The following is a 13,049-nucleotide window of genomic DNA, read 5'->3' as shown; positions in this document are numbered from 1 at the left end:
AAGTAAGAACCCACCCAACTTTTGAGGGGATGACATGACCGAGAAGGTCAAGCTTCTGACGCACGTCGAGGCAATCAACTGGAACCGCATCCAGGATGACAAGGACGTTGACGTCTGGAACCGGCTGGTGAACAACTTCTGGCTGCCGGAGAAGGTGCCGCTGTCCAATGACGTCCAGTCATGGGCCACTCTGACCCCGGCCGAGCAGCAGCTCACCATGCGCGTGTTCACCGGCCTGACGCTGCTGGACACCATCCAGGGAACCGTCGGTGCTGTCAGCCTGATCCCGGATGCGCTCACCCCGCATGAGGAAGCTGTCTACACGAACATCGCCTTCATGGAGGCCGTGCACGCCAAGAGCTACTCCTCGATCTTCTCAACCCTGTGCTCCACCAAGGAGATTGACGAGGCCTTCCGGTGGTCCACCGAGAACGTGAACCTTCAGAAGAAGGCGCAGATCGTCATGGACTACTACCAGGGCGATGATCCGCTGAAGCGCAAGGTGGCCTCTACGCTGCTGGAAAGCTTCCTGTTCTACTCCGGCTTCTACCTGCCGATGTACTGGTCCTCGCGCGCCAAGCTGACGAACACGGCCGACCTGATCCGCCTGATCATCCGCGACGAGGCTGTCCACGGCTACTACATCGGATACAAGTTCCAGAAGGGCCTGGAGCAGGTCTCCGAGGCCCGCCGGCAGGAGATCAAGGACTACACCTTCGAGCTGCTCTTCGAGCTGTACGAGAACGAGGTCCAGTACACGCACGACCTGTACGACGGCGTCGGCCTGGCGGAGGACGTCAAGAAGTTCCTGCACTACAACGCCAATAAGGCGTTGATGAACCTGGGTTACGAGGCCATGTTCCCGGCATCCGTCACGGACGTGAACCCGGCCATCCTCTCGGCCCTGTCACCGAACGCTGACGAGAACCACGACTTCTTCTCGGGTTCGGGCTCGTCTTACGTCATCGGTAAGGCGGTCAACACCGAAGATGAGGACTGGGACTTCTAGGCCCGGAGAATCCCAAAAATATGCGTATTTGAGTACGGCCTCTCACCCATTCATTTGGGTGGGGGCCGTACTTGGTTTTCTTATCGCAACCCGGTGAGCTGGATCGAGATTAGGCTTCGTCACAAGCGCGGCATGCGTCTACGGCGTTGCCCGCCAAAAGGTCCTCCGGGTTTCCGCTGGTTCGTAAGGCTCCCCGCCCAGTTCATAGGTTGGGGCTAGTTTTCGCCCGCCGACACCCGGTCTGTTTACGCCCGGGCGCGCCAGCCAGTCCACCCGTCCGAGGTCGCACCCTCATGAAGTAGGCCATTAAGCGGCTGTACGCCGGTCAGAAGGATGCCGCACCGCCGGCCAGGCTGAGATCGTCCGCCGGGTCCGGATGCAAGGGGGGAATGCGTTCCGGACCCGGCGATCTGAAACTCAGGTTCGCGGCTACCTGTGCTTCAGTGACAAGACCTACTGTGTACCCGGCACATTGTGAAATGCATGGTGCACCTGAGAGTCAGCGCCCACTTTGACCCCCAAATTGAGGGGGCTGGGGGCAGCCTCCAAGGTTTTCCCAAGCTGCGGCGCCCGAGACCATCCTGCTAGCCTCTCGTGTGTCCGCGAACAGAGTGGCGAACCGGCGAATGGGTAGGGGATCGATGGTTCAGTGATTCACTTTGGAATTCGCCGCGTCGTCCTCCGCGCTGGTGCTACAGCCAGTGGAGTGCACATGTATCGTCGTTTCCATGCCTCGACAACCTAACTGCATCTTTTGCCAGAAAGTGGATCGACGCTCACCGGGCATTACGCTGCCGGAGAGCTTCTCGTGGCCGAATTGAACAAGACCATCGCGAGTGGTGACCAGCAGACTAAGGTCCATGACGTTGGGCGACGCGGGGGAGTGGCGTGAGCCTTCAGGCCCAGACACCGCGTCCGTACCTGCCTTGGGTAAGCAGGGTGACCCTCTCGGCCGCCACGCCAGCGATCCCGCTGTGTACTTGCAGGGCGCAGGCCTCAGGCCTCAGGCCTCAGGCCCCGGGGAACCGGGACCTGACGTCACCGCCGGGGCAACGGTCCGCCTCCGTACCGTCAACGGTCACCTTCGCTGACCACTCAAACTCTGTCCCCGAGACCCGCCAACTTGGCTAGCGGGTACCGGCCGCTGACCTGCTTGTCTGCGGCCACAGCTCCGGTGGTGATATTTTCCTGCTTGCCACTCCCGACGTCGGTCACGAAGGTAGCGATCTCCTTGCCGTCCTGGAACTTCGCTCCAAACTGGTATTCCTTGCTGCGGTCCGAGCTCCACGCCCTCACGGCATACAAAACGGTCCCGGTGGTCGGCACGTTCGCCACAGTGCTGAATGAGGCCAACATCTCCGTGCCGTCACTGAACAACCGAGCCTGGGCGAGGTCAACAACCTTCGATGCTGAGTCGCCCGCGTTGTCCTTGCAGATCGACTCGCCGCCGACGGCCTTGCTCATGACGCCAGGTTCCGTGGCTGGCGTCGTTGCGGCCGACGGTTCCGGACTGGACTGCGTGCTGGAATCGGATCCGCATCCCGTGAGTGCGAGCACTGCGACGGCAAAAATCCCGCAAGACTTCCTCATGCGCCTATCTAACCATGGGACAGCGCGGCGACAAATGGCTTTGGGGGGAGCGCTTCAAGTTGCCTTGGAACGCCTTCTGCGCCTGCGCAAACGCGTAGCCGTATAGGCCGAAAAACAGGTAACTGCCACTGCTGCTCTATCTTCCGACGGGGTGTTAACTATGAGACGGGCGGATAACAGTGTTGAAGCCCTCCGGACGGTACGCCGGCGTCCGTCCGGGGCAGGCTAGCCGGGCTTGGCGCACTCCCCCAGCAGGTGCCGAGCCCGGCGACACCTCGGCGTTCGGGGTGTGACCTGCCAAGGCCGAAGCCTCCCCTCGCAGCAAGACCTTCGCCTATCTTGCCTGAAACTTTCGCCGATCTTGCCCTAGCGGAGTGAGCATTAATTCGAGCCTAAGGGGGTGAACATCAATGGCTGACGACAAAGAACTGCTGGACTGGCTGTCTCCCCGCAAGCAGCGGGAAATCGACAACCAGGCCGCGTTCCTGCGCTACCTGCTCGAGCGTGAAGACGCTGCCGCTGCGGGGGCTGAGAAGTCTTAGGGCATTTACGGGACGGTGAGAGGACCGAAGCGGCAGCCTCAGCGCGTGTTGGTGCTCAGGAAGGCGTTGATCTTGCTGGCCATGGCCGGTGCGTGGGTCCAGTGCAGGTAGTGCCCACCGGGGAACGCCACAGTTTCGTGCCTTCGGACGTTTGGCAGCCGGCTTTCGTGCAGGGCAATGGCCGCCGGGGCCTCCTTAGCCGAGGCGAGCAAGGTGAGCACGGGGAGGTCGTCCGGGTAGCGCATTGCTTGCACCTTGCGGGCGTTCTCGGCCATCCGGTTGGTCTCGTCGACGACGGAAGGGTTGCCGAAGTTCCAGATGGCCATCTTGCGGATCTGGTCCCGCTCGCGGGACGTGTAGGCGGTGCCGTCCGGTTCCACGAGGCTGGGTGCGATTGTGGCCGCCCAGCGGGGCAGGCCGCTTGCTGCGATAAGGCCTACCCAGTTGATGCCGCCGTCGGCGACGCCGGTCTCTTCGGCATGGATCGTTCGGGCCGCGGGCACTGTGGGGTCGATGCCGATAACGGCCGCGACGTCGTTCCGGTACCTGTTGGCGTAATCGAGCGTGTAGAAACCGGCGATGGAATGGCCAGCCAGAACATAGGGTCTGGGCACGTCCGCGTTTGCCAGGGCCTCATGCAGCTCGGAGGTGATGTTCTCGACAGTACGCTCCACCCGGGGCTGGTCGCTGTACCCGTAGCCAAAGCCTTCCACGACAACGACGTCGTAGCCCCCGAGTTCCCGGATGAGCGGAGCAAAGTCCAGCGCCGGTGCTGGCGTGCCGAGTCCACTGAGCAGCACGATGGTCTGTCCTGACCTGCCGTTCCCTGGTGTGCGGACGACGTTGAGGGCACCGTGGCTTGTCTGCACCATTTGCCCGTACGGAGCGGTCGCGGACCGCTCGGCCTGATTCATGGCGAGGTTGGCGAAAGTCGAGGCGAGAAGGAGGCCAGCCACGATGGCGGCCGTAAAACCGAGTGTGCGAAGCCGGCGGCGCGGTTTCCTGTTCCGGGGTGATGCAATTGCTGTCATGACGGATCCTTTCTGGCCACGTGTTCGAGCTCTGGCGTGCGGGTCTTCCGGCCCCTGAAGTACGGGGCACGGCGAAGAAGGCTGGGCAGTGCACCGGCGCCGGCAGCCAGGACGGCTGTAAGGAAAAGCAGCCAAGTGGAGCGGGTGTCGGCGGCATGGGCGTCCAGATGCACCCGTCCCGTGGGGTAGTCGATGGATTTTGTAGTAGTTGTCGCTGTTGCGTTTCCGGCATGTCCGGCCAGCTCTTCAAGGGCGACGTCGAAGGCTCCGCGCTCCGGTGATTGGATCAGGGCCGTGGGAGTAAGCTGCCGGTTCCTGGCCCAGGACAGGAGTCCGGAGTCGTGTGCGGCAGATCCGGGAAGGATCAGCCTGTCCAGATGGGGCCCTGGCGATGGAAGGGGAGTGGTGAGCAGCACAAGGCCGTGCTTGGTCCTCACAATGGGCGCCGCGGCGAGGGCAACTGTGCGCGCGGCGCCGGAGACGGTGTACACCTCGAACGCGGCCACGGCGTCAAGTTCGCCGATGCCGTCCGTCAGCCCTATTCCCACTGTCGGCCGGAACCAAGGCAGGACGGAGTTGAGGACCACGGTAGCGTCACCGGCGTTGAAAGCCTGTTCGGCGATCGCCGTGTCCTTGGCCGTGGACCAGCCGGGATAGCCGATCTCGGCGCCCACTCTTGCCGCCTCAGATGCACCGGCGAGATCGTGCACCAGCTGGAGGGCCCCGGGGATCCCGGAGGTGACGCCCGCCGTCGTCGTGATGCGGCCGTCCTGAACGAAACGCTGGGCCGTGACCCAGTGTACGGCCGGCCGGCTTTCGCGCAGCGAACTGATGCGGGACCAGTGGGACGTCGCCCGGTGCCCGTCGAGAACGCCGGCCTCGGCGAGCAGCATTGAGCCGGCGCAGACCCCGAGGATACGGATGCCGCGGGCCGACTGGCGGGCAATCCAGGACCGGGTTGCTTCCTCGCCGTCGCCGCCTGGGTCCACCACGGCCGGAACCACCAAGAGGTCCGGTGCCGGCGCCCTGCCGGCATCGATGTCAGCGAACGTCGCCGCTGGGACCAGGGCGGGAGCCCCCGCGAGTCGGACCGGTGACCGGTCGGCCGCGACGGTTGTGACCGTGAACCGCGGGGACGTGGCGAATACCTCATAGGGTGCCAGCACGTCGGCTGCCTCGGTCCCACTGCTGCCCAGCACGAACGCGACCCGGATCCTTCCTGGGCCGTTGGCCGAACCCGAACCGCCGGGCTGCGTCTCCTCGGGGAGGGCGGGTCTGCTTTCCAGACCGTTGTCACGCCCGACCGTGGCGATTCCGGCAACCAGGACTGAGGCAACCACCGCGGCGGCGAGCGCAGCAGCCAGCGCAACCCGTACCAGTCGCCGAACCACCGCCCTGGCGGTGCGCTTGGCGGGCGGGGAAGAAGCCGGCTTTGAATGCCGAAAGTTGATCACGGGTTAAGACTGCCCACCGCCGGCAGGGCGGGGGAGTGGTAAAAATTGCCACTATGAAAAGGATCCTGCAGACCGGGATCTGGACGGGGCCGCGTGGGTACAGTGGCCTCATGCACCGTGTCGTTGCCCTCGCCTTGCCGGACGTCGTCGCCTTTGACCTCGCCATTCCAGCACAGGTTTTCGGTCATGAGGACGAGCGGCAACTCTACTCGTTTGTGGTCTGCGCAGCCGAACCCGGCCTGGTCCCGACCACCACCGGCTATGCCATTCACGCCGCGGAGGGGCTCGAAGCCCTTCTGTCAGCCGACACCATCGTTGTGCCCGGGTTCAGCCCGCTCACGGACCCTCCGGCCAGTGTCTGCGACGCCCTTCGCACGGCTGCGGGGAACGGGGCCCGGGTGGTCTCCGTCTGCACAGGGGCCTTCGCGTTGGCGGCCGCCGGCCTCCTTGACGGGAAACGCGCCACGACGCACTGGAGGAACGCCCAGCGCCTGCAAACCCTGCACCCGGCGGTCGCCGTCGACGCCGGGGTGCTGTACATCGACGAGGGCCGCGTCAGCACCAGCGCCGGTGTCGCGGCCGGGATCGACCTGTGCCTGCATCTGGTCCGCAGAGACTACGGCACCGAGGCAGCGAACCGCATCGCCCGGCGGATGGTGGTGGCCCCGCACCGTGAAGGCGGGCAGGCCCAGTTCATCGAACGCCCGGTGGCCGCGCCGCTGACCCATTTCACTGAGACGTGCGCCTGGGCCAGGCAGCATCTGGCAGAGCCGCTGACCGTCGTCGACATGGCCGCCCACGCCGGCTGGGCGCCGAGCAGTTTCGCGCGCAAATTCCTCGCAGATGCGGGGACAACGCCTTTGCGCTGGCTGACCAGCCAGCGCATTGCCGAGGCCTGCCGTCTGCTCGAAACGACCGACCTGACCGTGCAGGCGGTTGCGGCCAGGACAGGCCTGGGAACGGCAGCCAACTTCCGTCTCCACTTCATGCGCGAGCTCAACACCACACCCTCCAGCTACCGCCGCCTCTACCAAGGGCGGAACCGCAGCCTGACGGGGGAAGGCGCGTGGCCAGGAGCACGCCCCTGAGTGCAGCGCCGGGTGGCACGGCGCGCGGATGGTCAGTACCGTCGTCGTAAGAACCAACGCGCAATCAGTCAGGGGCAGCATGAGCAAGAGCAGTAAGAACCGGAGCAAGCGCAAGGGGCCCGCTGGCACTGGAAGTTCCGCCGCACGCGGCTCTTCGCCCGCTTCCCTCAGCTCGTTCCGGGCCGGGCGGGCCGTGGACTCGCTCGCGCCGGCATTTGTCCGGTGGTTCGACGACGGTGCTCCGGGCGCTGCTGCCACCGCCCTCGATTGCCTGGCGGCCATAGAAAGCGTCATGGGCCGGTATATGGACCGTGTGGCCGCTGCTGACCTGACACGCCTTGATCCTGTGATTCTGGCCGACGCTCTTGCTGCCGATCTCGCGGCCACAGCGGCAGACGACGATGACCGTGGTGAGTTTGTCATCGCCGCCGTGCACGGGTTCGTCGACTTTCTCGCGGACACTGACCGGTGGTCAGGTCCGGCGGAACAGCTCGCCGACGTCGCTGACCTGCTCAACGCCCTTCTGGGGGAGACGGAGGATTGGCGGCTCGTCGATGTGCCCGTTGTTTCCGACGACGACGCCCTCAGGGTCTTCTCTGAGCTCCCGCTGATCCGGCGGACCACGGAACTGCTTCAGTGGATCGGCGATGCGAAGCCGGTGACCGGAACCGGTGCACTCAGGACGAAGGACATCGAAGCTGCGGCTGCGTGCGTTGGACTGAAAGCCAGGGGCGGCACCAAACAGGCGGGGGTCCCGCAGGCCGGGACCGGCGGTTCGGAAAAGCCCGTGCCAACAGTCCGCAGCATGTATGAGGTGCCGCTGCTGGCACAGGTGTGGGAGGCACTGGCCCGCACTGAACTGATCAAGATCGGCTCCACGAAGGCGGCACCGTCGCCGGCCACCGCCGTCTTCCTGGCCGGCGGCACCGCGGACCGGCTGGAGGAGCTGGTGTTCTTCGTCGAACAGTTCCTCTCGGCCTCCGTGCTCGGCTACGACCCTGAACAGCCATGGGAAGTCCTCGTTGCCGCGACGGTGGCCTCAATCCTGCTGGCGGCGGCCTCGGCGGACCCGCCGCGGAGGGACACTGTGCTGGACCCCCGGACCGGTGCGTCACCAGAGGAAAGGGCGACTGTCGAGTCGCTGAAGGCCGCGGCCATGAGTCAGCTGGAAGCACTCGCCGAGCAGGGCATCCTGACGATCGACACGCATTTCCGGGTACCGCCTGCCCTGGTCCGGTGCATAGCGAGCACTTATGAGGACGCAGAAGTGCTCGAGGACCTGGGCCTGCTGGACATCCCGGACCTCGATCTGGATTCCGAGGATGCCTAGGAAGACCCAAGCATCGGTGCCAAGCTGGTTTCATCCGCAGACCGGCAGTTGATGAAGGAGCGTTGGTGGCATGCCCAAGACCGGCAAGAACGATCACGCCCGCAAGGACGAGCTTCCGTCGACCCTGCAGCGTTCTGAGCAGAAAGCCCAGGACACTTTCGCCAAGACCTATAATTCAGCCCTTGAGTCCTATGACAACGACGAGAGCCGGGCCGCCCGGACGGCCTTCGCATCCCTGAAGCACAGTTATGAGAAGGTGGGCGACCACTGGGAACCTAAGGAGAGGCCCGGCCCCTCTGACCAGCACGCCGCGGAGGGGCTCGATTCATCGGCTCCGACCGCCGGAGGCGTGGACGCGAACGCCTCCAAGGAGCACCTTTAGAAGCGCGCCCGGGAGTTAAACATCGAGGGACGTTCGAAGATGGACAAAGACGAACTTGTCGAGGCCATCCAGAAAGCCAACGATGCGGCCACCCGGAAGGCGCGCGGGGACTGAACCTATTCCTCCCTAGGGCGGCAGTATGAGGACCCCGACGGCGTGCGCTCCAGCACGCCGAAATCGATCAGGTAGCGGCGCAGCAGCACCACGTCGTCGGTGTAGCCCGAGAGCCGTTCGTTGACCTTTCGTTCGGAGAGCTCCTCGCCAGGTTCGAACGTCTCAGCGGCAATCCAGGCCAGGAGTTCCCGCCGCTCCGTCTGGTTGGCCGGATACCTGTCGATCCGGCCAAGACGCATGAATCGCGCCACCCCAGTTTTGGGCTGGCGCTTGGGCTGTTGGGTGAGGAGGTCGTGAAAGATGGACTCGGACGCCTCCAGCTCATCGCCGGCACCCCGTTCGACCAGGCCAGCGTCGAGCAGGGCGGCGATGGCCCGGTCGCGCCGTTGGCCGGCCGGGCCGGACGTCACGTCATCGTGCCTGGCCCCGAGGACAATTTGTGCGTAAACGGTGCGCGCATCGCGGTTGGCGAGGGCGGCCATGACCCGCCGCCAGTGCGGCCCGCTCTGCCTGGTCTCTCTGGTCACGGAACTTCCCCCTTTGCTCTGGTGCTTGCAGATTTTTGGTGCTGCCGGACCGGTGCCCGTTAGCGTTGGCCGGTACAACAGGAAAAATCGTAGTCCCGGGCCGGACCGGCCGAAAGGCGCCGCACCTGCTCATGCGACTGCTCTGGCGCCCGGCCGTCGTCGTGATGTGAAATGGTGCTGGGACAAACACCGTGAGGATAAATCCCAGTGAGCGGGCCTGAAACGGCGGAGAACAACCTGGGCTATTGCGCTGGCCGTGTTGGGCGCATGGCTTCGCAGAAAGTCATACCAATGGTCCAGGTGGCCCGCTCGCCCTGAGGGGTGCTCCGCCCCCCCCCGGGTGGGGAGGCATACTTGGGATTGCCTGCCCCAGCAACGGAAGATTCTGATGACGACACACCATGCCATACCGAATGTCACCCTGAACAACGGGATCAAGGTCCCGCAGCTCGGCTTCGGCGTCTTCCAAGTTCCGCCGGAAGAGACCCAGCGCATTGTCGAGGACGCCCTTGAGGCCGGCTACCGCCACATCGACACGGCCGCGGCGTACCGGAACGAGGCCGCCGTCGGCGCCGCCATCGCTGCCTCGGGGATTCCGCGTGAGGATATTTTCCTCACCACCAAGCTGCGCAACGGCGAGCAGGGCATGGCCCAGGAAGCCTTCCAGAACAGCCGCCGGGCCCTGGGCGTCGATTACGTTGACCTGTACCTGATCCACTGGCCTGTGCCGTCCCGGAACCTTTTTACCGAGGCTTGGAAGGCGATGGAGAAGCTGCACGCAAGCGGCCAGATCCGCGCGATCGGTGTGTCCAACTTCCTGGCGAACCACCTGGAAGCACTCCTCCAGAGCGCGGACGTCGTTCCGGCGGTCAACCAGTTTGAGCTGCACCCGACGTTCCAGCAGTCCGAACTGGCGACGAAGAGCCGCTCCCTGGGCATCGCGGTGGAGGCGTACAGCCCGCTGGGCCAGGGCGCTGACCTGGACGCCGGGGCTGTGACATCCGTTGCCGGCAGGTACAGCGTCACCCCTGCCCAGGTGGTGTTGGCATGGCACCTCGCCCAGGGCACCATCGTCATTCCCAAGTCAGCCAACACCGACCGCATGCGGGACAACCTCGCCGCCGTCGGCGTCGTACTGACGCCCGAAGAGATAGCCGACATCACGGGCCTCGAAGCCGGTGCCCGCATCGGTTCTGATCCCGCCGTCGCCGCCCACAGCCAAATGTAAGCCGCTCACAGCGAAATGTAAGGGGACCCCCATGAAATCCAATGAACTGTTGCTGGACGCCTTTGGCCGTGTACGGGAAATCGTGGACGTCACACTTGACGGGCTCGACGACGAAGCCCTGGTCCGCCGGCCCGCCGGCAACGGGAACTCCATCGCGTGGCTGATCTGGCACCTCAGCCGGATAGAGGATACGCAGGTTGCTTCCGCTGCCGGTTTGCCGCAGGTCTGGACCTCGCAGGGTTTTGCCGGCCGTTTTAGCCTGCCGCTTCCCGAACATGACACCGGCTACGGCCATTCGTCAGACAACGTCGACGCCGTTCGGGCCCCGAGGGAATTGCTCGCCGCCTACTACGAGGCGGTCCATCGGCAGACCGTCGAGGTTCTTAGCAGCCTGGGCGACGATGATCTCGACCGGGGCGTCGATACCCGCTGGGACCCGCCGGTCACCTTCGGCGTCCGGCTGGTCAGCACCGTTGCCGACTGCCTTCAGCACGTGGGGCAGGCCGCGTACGCCAAGGGCCTGAAAGGCGACGGGCCCGCCTAGCAGGCCGGGCGTCCACGCGGTCCCCTTGCCTGGCCATGGGGCATGGGGGAGGATAAGCGGCAAAAACTCCAGGAGGCCGTGATGACCCAGCTTGGCAAGTTTGAGAAGTACCTGATCGAGGAATTTTTCGACGACTACCGTGCCGGGGCCATGAGCCAGCACACCTTCACCCGCCGGGTGGCGTTCATCACCGGCAGCATGGCCGCCGCTTCCGCCGCGATGCTCCTGGTCGGGTGCACGCCGCAGGAGGTTCCGCGCAGCACCGACCCCATGCCCACTCCCAACCCCACGTCCGGCTCGGCCACAGGCACTGCCTCCGGGGGCGCCGTTCCCGGGGCGAAGAGCCCGCTGTCCGTTCCCGAAGGGGCAGCCGGAATTACGACGTCGACAGTCAAGTTCCCGTCTGGCGGCACCGAGATCAGTGGTTACCTCGCCCGGCCCGAAGCCGGGAAGCCCGGCCCCGCCGTCCTGGTCTGCCATGAGAACCGCGGGCTGACTCCCCACATCCAGGACGTTGCCCGGCGTTTTGCCAAGGAAGGGTATGCGGCCCTGGCCATTGACCTGCTGAGCAGGGAAGGCGGCACGGCGAGCCTGGACCGGGATGCCGTTCCGGGAGCCTTGACGCAGGCCGGCGCGCAGCGGCACGTGGCCGACTTTTCGGCGGGATTCGACTACCTGCAGAAGCAGGCCTTCGTGGAGCAGGGGCGGATCGCCATGACCGGGTACTGCTTCGGCGGAGGCATCACCTGGCAGTCGGCGGTAGAGATTACGGGACTCAAGGCGACGTCGGCCTTCTACGGTCCGGCACCCGACCTGGACAAGGTACCGTCCCTGAAGCCCGCGGTGTTCGGTGTCTACGCTGAACTGGACGACCGGATCACCGGACCCATGCCGCAGCTCCGGGATGCCCTGGCGGCCACGAGCGTGCGCAACCAGCTCAAGGTCTATCCCGGCGTCGACCATGCTTTCCACAACGACACAGGCGACCGCTACAACGAGCAGCAGGCCACGGCCGCCTGGAACGACACGCTGGCATGGTTCAAGAAGTACGTCTAGCGGCTGCCTAACCCGGGGTGGCCTGGCCCGCGCTGTCCTGGCCCGCGGCGGTTCCGGCGTCCGGACCGGAGGCATCGTTGGCCAGGGTCTTCTGGCGCCGGTACACCTGGATCGCAATGGCCGTCGGGATGACGGCGAGGGCGACGGCCCGCATCCAGGGGCGGTCCAGGACGTGGCCGGTGACGGAGTCGAGGGAGACGCTGCCCGGCCCGCCAATCGTGAAGGATGCTGCCGCAAGTCCCAGGACGGCCGGGTATTCCAGGCCCCCTTCGGTGGCGAAGAAGCCGTTGGGGGCGTGCACGCTGGCCGCAACGCCCATGGTGGTGGCAGCAGCCGCCCCGGCGGCCGGAGTGGCGAAGCCCAGCGCGAGTGCCAGGCCGGCACCCGCTTCGCCCAGGCCGGCCAGAACCGCGCTCGGCGTCGCCGGCCGGAACCCCATGGCGTGCATGCCCTTGCTGGTGCCCTCGATCCCGCCGCCGCCGAACCACCCGAAAAGTTTCTGGGTGCCGTGGGCAACAAGGACGCCGCCCAGGCCCACGCGGAAAATGGTCTGTGCAGCGGTGGCGGCGGCTGGGGCGGCTGGACTGATGCTCGTGCGGCTCATGTGAATCCTCCTGTAAACGGTTCAGCCTGTCGGCTGCTCTTCAGGCGATCTTGTCCGATGATTCTACGTCCGGGGGAGGTGCCCCTGGCGTCCGGCTTCACGCACCAGCAGCCGGATGTTTGCGTACAGCACTGCCCTCACCGCGTCGGGCTCCAGCCGCTGGCCGCGCCGGATGCGTGATTCCAGTTCCTTGCAGCAGCGCTCCAGCCGCAGGGCTCCCGCCATGGCTGACGTCGCCCTGAGGCTGACCACGGCGTCAGCTGCCATCCGCGCGTCGCCGCTGGCCAGGGCGCGGAGGATCTTCGACGCCCGGTCCGGCAACATCTGCAGGTAGTCATCCATGAAGGCCTCGGCGAAAGCCGGACCCACCTCGGTGGCAAGGACCTGCAGCGGACCGGCGTCCAGGACGGGGACGTCTTCTGTGCCGGTCACTTCGCACCGCCTGCTGTCCGTCGCATGTTGTGCCCATCGGTTCATGCCGCGACCTTGCTGCGCGGCTTACCGGACACTTTCCCGCGGGGACCTCAAGACAGGAGAAACTTTTGCCGAT

General features: G+C 65.4%; 13 protein-coding genes and 1 pseudogene. 8 read left to right on the top strand and 6 right to left on the bottom strand.

Going from position 1 to position 13,049, the window contains the following annotated elements; all coding sequences use genetic code 11:
* Positions 1 to 34 precede the first annotated feature (34 nt).
* Positions 35 to 1,009, top strand: a complete 975-nt coding sequence (nrdF, locus tag ACHMXB_RS07845) for a class 1b ribonucleoside-diphosphate reductase subunit beta (RefSeq protein ID WP_395404236.1) — start codon at positions 35 to 37, stop codon at positions 1,007 to 1,009.
* Between the two features lie 1,095 nt (positions 1,010 to 2,104).
* Here the strand turns inward: nrdF and ACHMXB_RS07840 are convergent.
* Positions 2,105 to 2,473 (bottom strand): hypothetical protein, encoded by a 369-nt coding sequence (locus tag ACHMXB_RS07840; RefSeq protein ID WP_395404234.1) that lies wholly within the window; start codon positions 2,471 to 2,473, stop codon positions 2,105 to 2,107.
* Between the two features lie 536 nt (positions 2,474 to 3,009).
* Between ACHMXB_RS07840 and ACHMXB_RS07835 the strand changes: the two genes are divergently transcribed.
* On the top strand, positions 3,010 to 3,141 hold the full coding sequence (locus tag ACHMXB_RS07835; RefSeq protein ID WP_395404232.1) for a hypothetical protein: 132 nt from the start codon (positions 3,010 to 3,012) through the stop codon (positions 3,139 to 3,141).
* Positions 3,142 to 3,179: 38 nt separating this feature from the next.
* Here the strand turns inward: ACHMXB_RS07835 and ACHMXB_RS07830 are convergent, their stop codons facing one another.
* The gene (locus tag ACHMXB_RS07830; RefSeq protein WP_395404230.1) at positions 3,180 to 4,172 is read right to left on the bottom strand and encodes an alpha/beta fold hydrolase; all 993 of its coding nucleotides are present in this window, start codon (positions 4,170 to 4,172) and stop codon (positions 3,180 to 3,182) included.
* Positions 4,169 to 5,626 (bottom strand): DJ-1/PfpI family protein, encoded by a 1,458-nt coding sequence (locus ACHMXB_RS07825; protein WP_395404228.1) that lies wholly within the window; start codon positions 5,624 to 5,626, stop codon positions 4,169 to 4,171. Before ACHMXB_RS07825 ends, ACHMXB_RS07830 begins: the two co-directional genes overlap by 4 nt.
* Positions 5,627 to 5,736: 110 nt before the next feature.
* On the opposite strand from ACHMXB_RS07825, the gene ACHMXB_RS07820 reads away from it, so the two are divergent.
* The 3 genes and pseudogenes from ACHMXB_RS07820 to ACHMXB_RS07810 all read left to right on the top strand — a co-directional run bounded on the left by ACHMXB_RS07820 (position 5,737) and on the right by ACHMXB_RS07810 (position 8,540).
* The gene (locus tag ACHMXB_RS07820) at positions 5,737 to 6,714 is read left to right on the top strand and encodes a GlxA family transcriptional regulator (RefSeq protein WP_395404226.1); all 978 of its coding nucleotides are present in this window, start codon (positions 5,737 to 5,739) and stop codon (positions 6,712 to 6,714) included.
* Between the two features lie 79 nt (positions 6,715 to 6,793).
* On the top strand, positions 6,794 to 8,044 hold the full coding sequence (locus ACHMXB_RS07815; protein WP_395404224.1) for a hypothetical protein: 1,251 nt from the start codon (positions 6,794 to 6,796) through the stop codon (positions 8,042 to 8,044).
* Between the two features lie 70 nt (positions 8,045 to 8,114).
* A pseudogene (locus tag ACHMXB_RS07810) lies at positions 8,115 to 8,540 on the top strand (ChaB family protein).
* A 2-nt stretch (positions 8,541 to 8,542) separates the two neighbouring features.
* Here ACHMXB_RS07810 and ACHMXB_RS07805 read toward each other — a convergent pair.
* Positions 8,543 to 9,067, bottom strand: a complete 525-nt coding sequence (locus tag ACHMXB_RS07805) for a DUF2087 domain-containing protein (protein WP_395404222.1) — start codon at positions 9,065 to 9,067, stop codon at positions 8,543 to 8,545.
* 388 nt (positions 9,068 to 9,455) lie between these two features.
* On the opposite strand from ACHMXB_RS07805, the gene ACHMXB_RS07800 reads away from it, so the two are divergent.
* The 3 genes from ACHMXB_RS07800 (at position 9,456) to ACHMXB_RS07790 (ending at position 11,895) form a co-directional block, all read left to right on the top strand.
* On the top strand, positions 9,456 to 10,295 hold the full coding sequence (locus tag ACHMXB_RS07800) for an aldo/keto reductase (protein ID WP_395404220.1): 840 nt from the start codon (positions 9,456 to 9,458) through the stop codon (positions 10,293 to 10,295).
* A gap of 31 nt (positions 10,296 to 10,326) precedes the next feature.
* Positions 10,327 to 10,839 carry a DUF664 domain-containing protein gene (locus ACHMXB_RS07795; RefSeq protein ID WP_395404218.1) on the top strand — a complete coding sequence of 171 codons (513 nt, stop codon included), beginning with the start codon at positions 10,327 to 10,329 and terminating at the stop codon, positions 10,837 to 10,839.
* An 81-nt stretch (positions 10,840 to 10,920) separates the two neighbouring features.
* Positions 10,921 to 11,895 (top strand): dienelactone hydrolase family protein, encoded by a 975-nt coding sequence (locus tag ACHMXB_RS07790; RefSeq protein WP_395404216.1) that lies wholly within the window; start codon positions 10,921 to 10,923, stop codon positions 11,893 to 11,895.
* Between the two features lie 7 nt (positions 11,896 to 11,902).
* On the opposite strand, the gene ACHMXB_RS07785 is transcribed toward ACHMXB_RS07790, so the two are convergent.
* Entirely contained in the window at positions 11,903 to 12,499 is a 597-nt protein-coding gene (locus ACHMXB_RS07785; protein ID WP_395404214.1) for a DoxX family protein, read from the bottom strand.
* Positions 12,500 to 12,562: 63 nt separating this feature from the next.
* Positions 12,563 to 12,931, bottom strand: coding sequence for an Hpt domain-containing protein (locus tag ACHMXB_RS07780; RefSeq protein WP_395404212.1), 369 nt, complete (start codon positions 12,929 to 12,931; stop codon positions 12,563 to 12,565).
* Positions 12,932 to 13,049: the final 118 nt, after the last annotated feature.

The sequence above is a fragment of the Arthrobacter sp. UC242_113 genome, assembly GCF_044054585.1.
Classification (GTDB): domain Bacteria; phylum Actinomycetota; class Actinomycetes; order Actinomycetales; family Micrococcaceae; genus Arthrobacter.
Note: the sequence above shows the minus strand (reverse complement) of the source record. Positions and strands in the feature narration are given on the sequence as shown.

Bases quoted from the DNA above. Each gene is read 5' to 3' on its own strand.
- ACHMXB_RS07800 (WP_395404220.1), top strand. From the start codon at position 9,456: ATGACGACACACCATGCCATACCGAATGTCACCCTGAACAACGGGATC.
- ACHMXB_RS07835 (WP_395404232.1), top strand. From the start codon at position 3,010: ATGGCTGACGACAAAGAACTGCTGGACTGGCTGTCTCCCCGCAAGCAG.
- ACHMXB_RS07830 (WP_395404230.1), bottom strand. From the start codon at position 4,172: ATGACAGCAATTGCATCACCCCGGAACAGGAAACCGCGCCGCCGGCTT.
- ACHMXB_RS07815 (WP_395404224.1), top strand. From the start codon at position 6,794: ATGAGCAAGAGCAGTAAGAACCGGAGCAAGCGCAAGGGGCCCGCTGGC.
- ACHMXB_RS07820 (WP_395404226.1), top strand. From the start codon at position 5,737: ATGCACCGTGTCGTTGCCCTCGCCTTGCCGGACGTCGTCGCCTTTGAC.
- ACHMXB_RS07840 (WP_395404234.1), bottom strand. From the start codon at position 2,473: ATGAGCAAGGCCGTCGGCGGCGAGTCGATCTGCAAGGACAACGCGGGC.
- ACHMXB_RS07785 (WP_395404214.1), bottom strand. From the start codon at position 12,499: ATGAGCCGCACGAGCATCAGTCCAGCCGCCCCAGCCGCCGCCACCGCT.
- ACHMXB_RS07790 (WP_395404216.1), top strand. From the start codon at position 10,921: ATGACCCAGCTTGGCAAGTTTGAGAAGTACCTGATCGAGGAATTTTTC.
- nrdF (WP_395404236.1), top strand. From the start codon at position 35: ATGACCGAGAAGGTCAAGCTTCTGACGCACGTCGAGGCAATCAACTGG.
- ACHMXB_RS07795 (WP_395404218.1), top strand. From the start codon at position 10,327: ATGAAATCCAATGAACTGTTGCTGGACGCCTTTGGCCGTGTACGGGAA.